The following is a 12119-nucleotide window of genomic DNA, read 5'->3' on the forward strand; positions in this document are numbered from 1 at the left end:
CGTCATCTTGACCGCCCCGCTAAGATGACCGCATGGCCAAAAATTCCTCCTTCGTCCACCTGCATAACCATACCGAGTTCTCCATGCTGGACGGCATGGCCAAGGTCGATATGTTGGCTGATGAGGTGGTCAAGCAAAACATGCCCGCCGTGGGCATGACAGACCACGGCAATATGTATGGATCCGATGCCTTTTACAAGCGCATGACCAGCGCCGGGGTGAAACCCATCATCGGCATCGAGGCCTACATGGCCCCGGAATCGCGCTTTAATAAAAAACGCGTGTTGTGGGGCACTCCGGATCAAAAGCGCGACGATGTCTCCGCCTCGGGTGCGTATTTGCACCAGACGATGATCGCGGAAAACGCCACCGGGCTGCGCAACCTGTTCACGTTGTCCTCGCTCGCCTCCTACGAAGGCCAGCTGGGCAAGTGGCCGCGCATGGATGCGGAGCTCATCGCTGAGCATGCTGATGGCATCATCGCCACCACCGGCTGCCCATCCGGCGATGTACAGACCCGCCTGCGCCTCGGTCAATTCAACGAGGCCCTCGAGGCCGCGGCCATGTGGCAAGACATCTATGGCAAGGACAACTTCTTCTTGGAGTTGATGGACCATGGGCTGGACATCGAAAAGCGCACGCGCGATGGGCTGCTCGAAATCGGCCGCAAGCTCGACCTGCCGCCGCTGGTAACCAACGACTGCCACTACGTGCTGGAATCCCAGGCGCCGGCGCACGAGGCCATGCTGTGCGTGCAGACCGGTAAGACGTTTATGGACCCAGACCGCTTCAAGTTCGGCGGTACCGGCTACTACATCAAGTCCGCCGCGCAGATGCGCGATACCTGGGACGACCTGATTCCGGATGGCTGCGATAACACCCTGTGGATTGCCGAGCGCGTGCAGGACTACAGCGAGGTGTGGGAGGAACACACCCACGACCGCATGCCCATTGCCGATGTCCCCGAGGGCCACACGCCCACCTCCTGGCTGACCCACGAGGTGATGGAGGGGCTGCAGCGGCGGTTCCCCGGGCGCGAGGTGCCGGAGGACTACATTGAGCGCGCCAAGTACGAGATCTCCGTGATTGAGATGAAGGGCTACCCCTCCTACTTCCTCATCGTGGCGGAGCTAATTAAGTACGCGCGTTCTGTAGGCATCCGTGTAGGGCCCGGCCGTGGTTCTGCGGCGGGCGCGCTCGTGGCCTACGCGCTGACCATTACCAATATTGATCCGCTGGAACACGACCTGCTCTTCGAGCGCTTTTTGAACCCCGAGCGCCCGTCCGCCCCCGATATCGATATCGACTTCGACGATCGCCGCCGCGGCGAGATGATTACCTACGCCGCCGAGCGCTGGGGAGAGGATAAGGTAGCCCAGGTCATTACCTTCGGCACGGTGAAAACCAAGCAGGCCATTAAGGACTCCGCCAAGGTGCACTTTGGCCAGCCCGGCTTCCAGATGGCTGACCGCATCAATGGTGCGCTGCCGCCGGCGATTATGGCGAAGGATATCCCGCTGCGGGGCATTACTGACCCCGACCACGAGCGCTATTCCGAGGCCGCCGAGGTCCGCCAGATGGTGGAAACCGACCCGGATGTGAAAAAGATTTATGACACCGCGCGCGGTTTGGAAGGCGTCGTCCGCCAGGCCGGCGTGCACGCCTGCGCGGTGATTATGGCTTCCGTGCGGTTGATGGACCACATCCCGATGTGGAAGCGGCCTGCCGATGGCGCCTATATCACCGGCTGGGATTACCCCGCCTGCGAGGCCATTGGCCTGCTGAAGATGGACTTTTTGGGCCTGCGCAACCTCACCGTTATTGGCGATGCCATCGAAAACATTAAGCGCAACCGCGGCGAAGAAGTGCAGCTCGAGCAGCTGCATGCCGATGACCCCAAGGTCTCCAAGGTCTATGACCTGCTCTCGCGCGGGGATACCTTGGGCGTGTTCCAGCTGGACTCCGGCGGTATGCAGGAGCTGCTCAAGCGCATGAAGCCTACCGGCTTCAAAGACATCGTGGCCTCCTTGGCCCTGTACCGCCCCGGCCCGATGGGCGTGAATGCTCACTGGGACTACGCCGACCGCAAGAACGGGCGTAAGGAAATCACCCCGATTCACCCTGAGCTCGAAGAGCCGCTGAAGGAAATCCTGGATGAGACGTATGGTCTCATCGTTTACCAGGAGCAGATCATGCGTATCTCGCAGAAGGTGGCGAACTACACCGCCGGTGAGGCAGACGGCTTCCGTAAGGCGATGGGTAAGAAAAAGCCCGAGGTCCTAGCCCAGCAATACGATAAATTTTGGGGTGGCATGCAAGAAAATGGCTACTCTAAATCCGCCATGGATGCCCTGTGGGGGACCATCGAGCCCTTCGCGTCGTACGCGTTTAACAAGTCCCACGCCGCGGGCTACGGGTTGGTCTCGTTCTGGACGGCCTACCTCAAGGCCTATTACGCACCGGAATACATGGCAGCGCTGTTGACCTCTGTGGGCGATAAGAAGGATAAGTCCGCCATCTACCTGTCGGATTGCCGCCACTTGGGCATTAACGTTTTGCCGCCCTCGGTCAATGAATCCGAAGAGGACTTCCAGGCTGTGGGCGAGGATATTCGCTTCGGCATGGGCGCTATCCGCAATGTGGGCTCGGAAGTCGTCGAATCCATCATTGCTTCGCGCAAGGCAAAGGGGGCGTTTACGTCCTTTAGTGATTACCTTGACAAGATCGATTTGGCAGCGTGTTCCAAACGCGTGACCGAGGCGCTGATTAAGGCCGGTGCCTTTGATGATTTCCAGCAGCCGCGCAAGGGCCTCATGCTGATTCACGAGGACGCCGTCGATGCCGTGCAGACCACCAAGAAGGCGGCGGATAAGGGGCAATTCGACCTCTTTGCCGGCTTTGGCGGTGGCGACGATGCCTCCTCGGAGGGCGCCTTTGCCATTGATGTGCCGGACGATTCATGGGATCGCAAGCACGAGTTGGCGCTAGAACGAGAGATGCTGGGGCTCTACGTCTCTGGCCACCCACTCGACGGGTTCGAAGAGGCCCTGGCTGCACAGACCAATACGCCGTTGACCAAGATCCTCAACGATGAGGTGCACAATGGGCAGGAACTCATCATCGGCGGCATCATTTCCGGTGTGGACCGCCGCTTTTCTAAGCGCGATGGTTCCCCGTGGGCGATTGTCACGGTAGAAGACCACAACGGCGCGCAGGTAGAGATCTTGGTCTTTAACAAGGTCTACTCGCTGGCAGCGCCGCATATTGTGGAAGACAACATCATCTTAGCGCGCGTCAACGTGAAGGTGCGCGATGAGCGCCGGTCGCTGTTTTGTTCCGATATTCGCGTTCCCGAGCTGGGGCCAGGCGGTGGCGCGAGCCTGCCACTGCGCCTGACCATGCGTACAGACCAGTGCACGATGGAAAATATCGCCCGACTCAAGCAGGTCTTGGTTAAAAATCACGGTGAGTCCGATGTCTACCTTGAGCTTGTCGAGGGCGACCAATCCACCACCATGGTCCTCGGTGAGCACCTCCGCGTGGAACGATCCGGCAACCTCATGGGAGACCTGAAGGCCACGATGGGCGCAGGTATTTTGGGATAGAAACTCCTCCTGCACCTTTTACATACACTGTTACCGCAGTCCAGGGAAAGCAATATCGCTGCACCTGCGGTGACAGCAGAAAACGCCCGCTTCTGTTTCAGAAGTTGGCGTGCCGTCCATGGGTCGGATTTGTGAAAGCGCACAAGTTCCCGCGCGGTCACCGCTGGCAATGTAGTACAAGAAGAGCAGGCAGGCGGTGGCTGGGGAGCTGATCGCGCGCCCCAAATGCCACCGCTTTAATACCGAAATCTACGGAAGTAGCTGACGGACCGGTTCTGGAAGCATCTTATAGAATTGATCGGCTACCTGCGGCATGAAGTGTAGAACACCGCTCAACATGGCGCCGAGGGCAATGACGCCAGCGATGATTCCAACGCCCTTCGCGATGCTGCTGGAGCCGTCTCCCGGCAGCCATGCCCAGGGGGCATCGTCAGGAACGTCGCCGTCTTCATCGGAGGCGTTGTCGCCTTCGTCCTCGGAGCCGCCTACGAGATCGGCGACAGAGAAGACCGTGGTGGTCCCGGACACCTCGTTGCCGGCGATAAGGAGGGCATCGTCGGTAGGAGAGTCTTCCTTGCTAACGAATGCTAGCCCCTCGGGGCCCAAGTCGCCGGCCGACCTGGTGGCGACGGCATTGTCCTCGTTATAGTCCACGGCGAAATCGCGGTTATTGCTATAGGTGACGAACTCGGCATGAGCGGGGTCGGTGACGTCATAGACAAAGATGCCGCCCACGCGCTCCATACCGATGAAGGCATAGGTTCGGTCACCAACTGTTCCAATCGTCAGAGCTTCCGGTTCGGGGCCTTTATTATTGGAGCGATCGTCAAAGTCGGGATCCTCATTATCGGCATTGAAGTTAAGTCCCTCGATGTCCTTGGTGATTTCCTCGAAGTCGGAGCCGGAATCGAAGACGACGTTGCCCTCGGCATCGTAAATGCTAAAGGAGCGGGACCCGTAGGAATACAGGCCATCGAAGCAGCCCTTTTCCTCGTTCCATCCAGAGGCATTACTCAACTTTAGGTTGCCGGCGTATTTCTTGTCCTCGATGCCTTCTGGCAGGTCGACAGAATCACAGATCTGGCCCTCTTCAACAAGATCTTTCAGCTTGACCTCATCGGTATAGCCGCCCCATTCGCGGGCATCGCCCTCATTAGCGGTGGCGAAGTAGGTCTCGCCGTTGGTCTGGAAGGCGCCAATCGAATCCGGCATGGACAGGCCATGCACAGGGATCGTACGCAGCTTTGCCGCGCCGTCCTTATTGGAGGGATCAATGGGGACATCTGAGTGGTCCGCGATGTGGGCGGGCAACACCTTGTCTACGGTGGCGGAGGCAATATCGACCACTGCGATAGCGTTATTTTCTTGCAAGGTAACATACGCCTTGCCATCGGCGGAGGAAATATACTCAGGCTCAAAGTCAAGCGAAGGCTTGTTGTGGTGGTTTTCTGGGCCGAAGACGCGAATGGACGGGTCAAGTTCTGCATCTGCGCCATCGAAGGCGCGGAAGTCGGCGGTGCGAACATCCGCAGCGGAGGGGGCTTGGACGCCGTCTGGCAGGGAAATGACGGACACGGTTCCTTCTGGGTCTTTTGCGTATTCGGTACCGTCGGAGTTGAGCTCATCGGAGGGCTCACCCTCATTCGCGGTCAAGGCATAGGCACCGTCTTTGGTGATGTGCACGTTATCTGGCAGCGCGCCGAGCGGCGCGCGGCCAAGCTCTTCGGCGGAAGTAACATCGAAAATCAAGGCTTCGCCGTTTTCGGTCTTGTCTGCCTGCTGCACGGCGGCGACGGCGAGGCCATCGGGACGCACCGCCACGGAGTTGATCTCCTTATCGCCGCCGGCGGAGACCTCAGCAACCTTATTAGGATTGGTGGGGTCGGAGGCGTCCAGTATATCCACCTTGCCCGATTGCGCATTCACCGTGAGAATACGCTGGGAGGCGGCGTGGTAGGCCACGATTTCCGCTGCTGATTTGCCGATCACCCCGGCCTCATAGGAGCCGATGGGGCTTAGCTTTACCGCAGCATTGTCGGCGGAGTGTTCTACAACATTATCGACGATATGCGCGTTGGCAGCAGGGGCGCAGCTGAGCGCAAGGCAGGCGGCCATGCCGATGGAGGTGCGCTTAAACATAGAGAGAGTCCTTTCTTGTGGAGCACTCCATTATCTCGATCCCACGTAACCGTTGCGCTAAACCGGAATGAAATATAGGTGAATCGGTCGAGCACTAGGTAGGGCGGGTAGACTCTGCAATCATGACTGAATCGACCATCCACGCATCCGATATCCAGCAGGCGCAGGCACGCATCAGCTCCGAAATCGCGCCGACGCCGTTGCATTATTGCCCCCGGCTTTCTGCGGAAACGGGCTGTGAGGTCTATTTAAAGCGCGAAGATCTCCAGGACGTGCGCTCGTATAAGATTCGCGGTGCGCTCAATAGCATCTCCAGTCTGTCGCAGCAGGAGCGGGAGCGGGGCATCGTGACGGCATCGGCTGGCAACCATGCACAAGGCGTGGCCTATGCCTGCCGCACCATGGGGATTCCGGGTAAGATTTTCGTCCCAGAGCCCACACCCATGCAAAAGCGCGACCGCATCCACGTGCACGGCGGAGACCAGGTGGAACTCGTAGTCGTGGGTGCCAACTTTGACGAGGCCGCGGCCGCCGCGCATGCCGATGCCGCCGAGCGCCACGCCACCTTCATCGAGCCCTTCGATGCCCGCGATACCATCATCGGCCAAGGCACTGTCGCGGCGGAAGTCTTGGCGCAGCTTTCGGCAAAGGGCGCCTCGGTCGACACCATCGTCGTGCCCGTCGGCGGCGGCGGGCTGATTTCTGGCATCACCTCCTATATGGCGGATATGGCACCGCACGCCAAGGTGGTAGGAGTGGAGCCGGAAGGGGCGGCATCGCTAAGAGCAGCCTTCCGCAACGGCGGGCCGGTGGCACTAGACAGCGTGGATCCGTTTGTCGATGGCGCGGCAGTCAAGCGCCTGGGCTCGCTGCCTTATGAGATTTTGGAGGCCAACCAAGAGCGCCTGCACTGGGACACGGTCTCTGAGGGGGCGGTGTGCACGGACCTGCTCAACCTGTACCAAAATGAGGGGATTATCGCCGAGCCCGCGGGTGCACTGTCCGTGGCTGGGCTGCAGCGGGTGCCGCTGGAGCCAGGTTCGACGGTGGTCTGCGTGATTTCTGGAGGCAATAATGACGTGTTGCGCTACGCCGAAATCATGGAGCGCTCGCTGGTGCACCGCGGCCTAAAGCACTACTTCTTGGTCAATTTCCCGCAGGAACCGGGCCAGCTGCGCCACTTCTTGTCTGAAATCCTGGGGCCCAGCGATGACATCACGCTCTTCGAGTACCTCAAGCGCAATAACCGCGAGACCGGTGCCGCGCTGGTGGGCATTCAGCTTAGCCGCGCCGAAAACTTAGCAGGGCTGAAGGAGCGGATGGCCGAGTCCAAGATTTCGGTGCAGCACCTGCAGCCGAATACCCCCGAGTACGATTTCTTGGTTGCCTAATGCGCGATTCGTATCGGCGTCCCACCGGCCAGGTGGAGCACGAAATTGAGATCAAACGCTCGCGATTTATCACCTTGATCGGCCGAGTGACGAATGAGGAAGAAGCACGGGCGTTTATCGATGCCGCCCGACAGCGCTTTCCCGATGCCCGCCACCACTGCTCCGCATATGTCTACCACGTCGACGATGCGAACCCCGTGGAGCGTTCCTCCGATGATGGCGAGCCTTCCGGGACGGCCGGAAAGCCCATGCTGGATGTGGTAAAGGGCTCTGGAATGCTTGATATTTGTGCGGTGGTCGTGCGCTACTTCGGCGGTATCAAGCTGGGCGCGGGCGGCCTCGTGCATGCCTATGGCGGGGCGGTTAGCGAGGCCATGGAGAAGGTCGAGGCGGTCACCCGGGCGCGCCGGGAGCTTTATACGGTGGAATGCCCGCACGCCACGGCTGGGCGTCTCGAGGCGGATTTGCGCGGGCGCGGCATCGATATTACCGACACCGAATACGGCGCAGCCGTGACTTTTACGGTCGCCGTGCGCCCGGGTGGGCTCGATGAGCTCCAGGCGATGCTCGCCGCGCTTTCCCAAGGTGAAATCAGCGCGCGCGAAGCAGGTTCTGCCTGGGTTGAGGTAGGATCTGGGTCATGACTATGCAGCAGCGACCGAATAACCCCATTGCGCAGCGTAAACAGCAGGTGCGCAAGCACTCCCGCAACGCCGTTATTTCCGTTGCCGGTGGTGTCGGCGCAGGAGTCGTTTTAGGTGTGCTTTCTGCTAATTTTGCCGCTTGGATGATTTTGGGCCTTATCATCGCCGTGGTGGGCGGCGGATATAACTGGTTGAAGATCCGCAAAATCGTCAACGAGAACCACAATAATTATTAATGCCTACCCCGCAGCCAAGCGGCCGCCCCGTCCGCATTGATGCTTGGGTATGGGCGGTGCGCATGTTCAAAACCCGATCCGCCGCAGCCACCGCGGTGCGCGCCGGGCACGTGAAAATAAACGGTGAAGCGGTAAAACCCGCCCAACAAGTCGTGCCGGGCGATAGGGTGCGCGTGTGGCGCAACCACCACGAGCACGATTTGGAGGTGCTGGCTACCGTCGCTAAGCGCGTGGGCGCGCCGGTGGCGCGCACCTGCTATACCGATCACGCGCCGCCACCACCGCCCAAGGAATTCCAGCCCGCGGTGCCGGTTCGCCCCCGCGGCGCGGGTAGGCCGACGAAGAAGGAACGCCGCGATATGGAAAAATTCCGCGGCGGATTCCGCTAAGAGTTTGCGCGCAGCGCCTTAAGGCGCGCGTTCAGGCGGCGCCGCCGGCCGGCGCGGTCGCCAGATTCAGCGGTGGCTTCGATGTGCTGCTTGCCAAACTTATTGAGCAGCAGATCATCGATAAGGCGCACTTGGCCGGGCCGAAAGCGATAGCGCATGGTGTCGTGGACGTGGGCAATGGCGTCATCGTCAAGCAGCTGCTCGAGCTGGTCTAAGGATCGGATATCGTTTTCCTCCAAGATTTCCGCGAGGAAGCGGTAGTGCTCCGAGCGTGAAAGCGGGAAGCGATTGCCCAAAATGATGGCCAGGACGCCAGGTAAGGTTTCCGGGGTAAGCTCCACGTCCGTATCCGCCTCCGTGCGCGGGGCTTTGAGCGCGGCGATCTCATCGAATTGCTGATCGGCTAATTCGATGAGGCCGGCGGCCAGTGTAAATAGGCGGTCCACCTCAGGCGAGGGCGGGGTAGGGCCTTGCTTATAGCGGATATCGTGCTCGAATTCCGCCCATGCGTGCTGCAGCACGGTGCGAATTTGTACCTCAAAGGTCCAGCCCACGAAATCGGCGAGCTCCTCCATGGCCGCCGCACTATCGTCGGTCACGGTGAGCACCAGGTGGTGGGAGCCGTACCCAAAGCCGCCGGAAATGCGGGTCTCGGCCGCCTTATCCACAGAGCGCACGACCTTGAAGGACTCGCCCAGCACGTCTAGCGCATTGGGAATGGTGGTGGAGTGGTACAAGGTGACGCGCACGCCCATGACATCGTGGATATCATCCCACGGGGTGGGGTAGATAAAATCGCCGCCCTCGCCCCGCTTCTTGGCCTTGCGCTTGAGTGAGGACCACGCCTTGACGCGGGTGGATACCCGGTCAAAGATGATGCCGGCGTCATTGAGCAGATCCTCGATGGCGGTGCGAAAATCCTCCGCCGCCGTGGGGTGGCTGCGGGTCCAGGCATGGTACTGATTGCTCAGCCGCGACATCCTGCTTTCCGCCATGGTGCTCCTCTCATAATTCGCGGGGAAATCCGTTAGACCATACTAGCGGGCGCGAATGTAAAACGGTGCGATGGCGGGGAAGTTGTTCGGCGGCGGTGTGGGCGAGGTCGCGGGCATATTCATCGGGTAGGTGGGCGAAGACAAAAACCGTCGCGGAATCCGGCACCAGGTAGGTCAAAGAATGCGAACGCATGAGGCGACGCATGTGTTTATCCAGCACGGTGAAGGTTTCTGGGTGCGCTAACCACGAAGAAATCGGGGCGCCGTGGGAGCGGACTTGCAGGCCGCCATAGGGCGCTGCGGCAGGCAGGGCGCAGTGGGCAGGGCGAGTCCAAAAGCGCAGGCCCTGCGAGTCGAGCGCGGCGCGCTGCAGATTCAGCGAGGCACAATTCCACGCCTGGCGGGTCGAGACATCCAGGTCCGCGAGGCCGCGGTGGCTGAGCCGGCGAAAAGTGCGCTGCCCGGGAAAGACCAGCGCCATCGACAGGTTGGGGGAGAGCTGGATGGTGGCGAGGGAGTCGCAAAAGCCGTCATCGGAAAGCCGCTGGTGCTTAATCCACGACCGCGCGAATAGCGCCGGCAGCAAATTAGTGGTGGTGGGGCGGGGTGCGTCGAGCGTAAGGGTCATGGCGATTTCTCCAAGGTAGTGCGTATCCGCCCTTATAGGACTGGAGAAATGGCCGGGTGGTTCCCTGCGGGTTTAAAAAGGCGGCTCGGCGTCGAGCTCCAGCTCGGAAAAGAGCTGGGCGCCGGTCCACATGGTGATGTCCTGGCCCTTTTCTTGCAGCTCTTCGGCGCGCTTTTCCTTGGAGGTCTTCTTCGCCCATTCGCCGACGACGAGCAGCGTAGTCTTCTTGGTGACGTTTTTGCCCACTTGCCCACCGCGCTTGGCGATGCCCTGCCACAGCAGCCCCTTATCGTATGGATCGAAATCGCCGGTCAGGGTGACGTGCTGGCCGTAGAGTGCGCCTTGAGGATCGGCGTCGGGATTGGGATCCGGGATGGTATCCGGGGTGGCAACGGCCTGCCACGGTGCCCGGCTGGAGGAAGCCGACTTCTTGCTGGTTCCCGCGGACCGGGTGGAATCGCGGAAATCGGTGCCGGCGCCCAGATCGTCGCCGGAGGTGGGCGCAGTATGCGCGCGCAGGACCGGCAGGATGGCCGAGGATCCGAGGCAGCCGAGGCGAAACTCGCGGCTGGTAAAGAGATCGGTGATGCTTCCGGTATGCCCGAAGCGTTGGGCCAGCGCCGTGATGATGGTGCCGGCTGCGCGGGCGTCCTCGGTGGCATCGTGGTGGGTAAAAGAGGCACCGCCTAGGTGTTTCACCACGGTGGGAAGCTTGTGGTTGGCCACCGAGATAACACCTTGCGTGGAAGCGTCGCGGGACAAAGCGAGCGAACAGGCCAGCGGGATGGTGGGGACATCGGCGCCGGCTGCCAGCAACCCGGAGCGCAGCGCGGATGAGTCGAATTGGACATTGTGCGCGACGATGACATCGCTGCCGATGAAGTCAAAGAGCTCTGCGGCCGCTGTGGCAAAGGGCATGGCACCTTCGACATCGGCGGCAGTAATCCCGTGGATGGAGATATTGATTTCGGCAAAGTGCTCCAAACCTGGGGGAGGGGTGCACAGCCACGACTGGGACGCGGTTTCTTGGCCATCGCGGTAACGCACGGCGCCGATCTGGCAGATGGATCCCCAATTATCATTGGCGGTTTCTACATCTACCGCAACGAAATCAAGCCCTGGGTTTTCTTCGCTAGCGGTTGGGGTTGTAGCTGCTGCGGGTTCGGGAGCGGCTGCTGCTTCCGGCGGTGCGTAGCCCTTTTGTGCCGCCTCAATGGCGCGCGCCACGCGGTGGGGATCCTGGTGCGGCGCGAAGGCAATGCTGCCGGCACTGCCTAGGGACAGCGAACCAAAACCGGTGGCGGTGGGTTCGTGGACGCGCAGGTCATCGATGGCATCGAGCGCGATTTCTGCGGTGACAGGCGCGCCCAAGCTGCGGGAGAGCAGGCTGCGGTGAAGCACGATTTTTTCCGCAGTGACATCGATGAATACGCCATGCGCGGGATACGACACGAAAATGGCCTTTCTTCTGAGGTGACAATCTAAAGAGGGCTGCTGCACAGAGATCGTACTCGCTTGTGCTGATGGGAAATCCGCCGCGGGGGTGAAGAGTTTTAATCCGCCCCGCTGTGCTGCAAACCGGCATTGATAATCTGCACGCCATGCACCAAATCGGCGCGATAGTCGGCCGCGGTGGTCCCGCCGGTGGTTTCTAGCAGTTGGCGCTGAGATTGCTCGAGCAGCGTGGCGCCTAGGACGAGGTGAACTGCAGAAAGGGCAGCGGCCTTGCGAGCAGTATCATCGAAATCAGGGCAGGTGGCGGAGCTAAACTGCGCGACGAGGTGATCCCATGCCGGGGAATCAGGCTGGGAGAGCCCAGCTATGGCAACCTCCGCTCCATCGCGGCGGGCCAGGAGCAATTCGCGCAGGTGCAGGCTAATCTCTTCCAGCGTGGAGCCGGCGACGGGGGCGATAGTATCTTCGGCAAGAGCGGCAATGAGCGCCTGCTTATTGGCGATGTGCCAATACAATGCGCCTGGAGCAACGCCGAGGGAGGAAGCGACGCGGCGCATGGTGACATCGGCAAGCCCATAAGTATTCAATAGGGTCGTGGCGGCCTCGATGATGCTCTCGCGATGTAGTTGCACAGTGG

At 60.5% G+C, this 12119-nt stretch carries 10 protein-coding genes; 5 read left to right on the forward strand and 5 right to left on the reverse strand.

Features of this window, described 5'->3' with window-relative positions; genetic code table 11:
- The first annotated feature begins 32 nt into the window (after window positions 1–32).
- The gene (gene dnaE / locus ABRP64_RS01185; protein ID WP_284771397.1) at window positions 33–3605 is read left to right on the forward strand and encodes a DNA polymerase III subunit alpha; all 3573 of its coding nucleotides are present in this window, start codon (window positions 33–35) and stop codon (window positions 3603–3605) included.
- A 249-nt stretch (window positions 3606–3854) separates the two neighbouring features.
- Here dnaE and ABRP64_RS01190 read toward each other — a convergent pair whose 3' ends face one another.
- Complete coding sequence (locus tag ABRP64_RS01190; RefSeq protein WP_349865123.1) at window positions 3855–5744, reverse strand: choice-of-anchor I family protein; 1890 nt, start codon at window positions 5742–5744, stop codon at window positions 3855–3857.
- A 122-nt stretch (window positions 5745–5866) separates the two neighbouring features.
- On the opposite strand from ABRP64_RS01190, the gene ilvA reads away from it, so the two are divergent.
- The 4 genes from ilvA to ABRP64_RS01210 are packed head-to-tail and all read left to right on the forward strand — an operon-like array spanning window position 5867 to window position 8404.
- Window positions 5867–7135 (forward strand): threonine ammonia-lyase IlvA, encoded by a 1269-nt coding sequence (gene ilvA / locus ABRP64_RS01195; protein WP_349865125.1) that lies wholly within the window; start codon window positions 5867–5869, stop codon window positions 7133–7135.
- On the forward strand, window positions 7135–7779 hold the full coding sequence (locus ABRP64_RS01200) for a YigZ family protein (RefSeq protein WP_284769540.1): 645 nt from the start codon (window positions 7135–7137) through the stop codon (window positions 7777–7779). Before ilvA ends, ABRP64_RS01200 begins: the two co-directional genes overlap by 1 nt.
- The gene (locus ABRP64_RS01205; RefSeq protein WP_284769541.1) at window positions 7776–8015 is read left to right on the forward strand and encodes a hypothetical protein; all 240 of its coding nucleotides are present in this window, start codon (window positions 7776–7778) and stop codon (window positions 8013–8015) included. Before ABRP64_RS01200 ends, ABRP64_RS01205 begins: the two co-directional genes overlap by 4 nt.
- Window positions 8015–8404, forward strand: coding sequence for an RNA-binding S4 domain-containing protein (locus ABRP64_RS01210; RefSeq protein WP_284769542.1), 390 nt, complete (start codon window positions 8015–8017; stop codon window positions 8402–8404). The genes ABRP64_RS01205 and ABRP64_RS01210 overlap by 1 nt, the downstream gene beginning before the upstream one ends.
- Here ABRP64_RS01210 and ABRP64_RS01215 read toward each other — a convergent pair.
- The 4 genes from ABRP64_RS01215 to ABRP64_RS01230 all read right to left on the reverse strand — a co-directional run bounded on the left by ABRP64_RS01215 (window position 8401) and on the right by ABRP64_RS01230 (window position 12114).
- Window positions 8401–9399, reverse strand: a complete 999-nt coding sequence (locus ABRP64_RS01215; protein ID WP_023017266.1) for a GTP pyrophosphokinase — start codon at window positions 9397–9399, stop codon at window positions 8401–8403. The genes ABRP64_RS01210 and ABRP64_RS01215 overlap by 4 nt on opposite strands.
- 10 nt (window positions 9400–9409) lie before the next feature.
- Entirely contained in the window at window positions 9410–10027 is a 618-nt protein-coding gene (locus ABRP64_RS01220; RefSeq protein ID WP_284782218.1) for a hypothetical protein, read from the reverse strand.
- Between the two features lie 72 nt (window positions 10028–10099).
- Entirely contained in the window at window positions 10100–11479 is a 1380-nt protein-coding gene (locus tag ABRP64_RS01225) for an exonuclease domain-containing protein (RefSeq protein WP_349865126.1), read from the reverse strand.
- A 101-nt stretch (window positions 11480–11580) separates the two neighbouring features.
- On the reverse strand, window positions 11581–12114 hold the full coding sequence (locus tag ABRP64_RS01230) for a TetR family transcriptional regulator (protein ID WP_284795996.1): 534 nt from the start codon (window positions 12112–12114) through the stop codon (window positions 11581–11583).
- Between the last annotated feature and the right edge of the window lie 5 nt (window positions 12115–12119).

Origin of the sequence: Corynebacterium sp. KPL4015 (assembly GCF_040225725.1) — a bacterium.
GTDB classification, from domain to species: Bacteria; Actinomycetota; Actinomycetes; order Mycobacteriales; family Mycobacteriaceae; genus Corynebacterium; species Corynebacterium rhinophilum.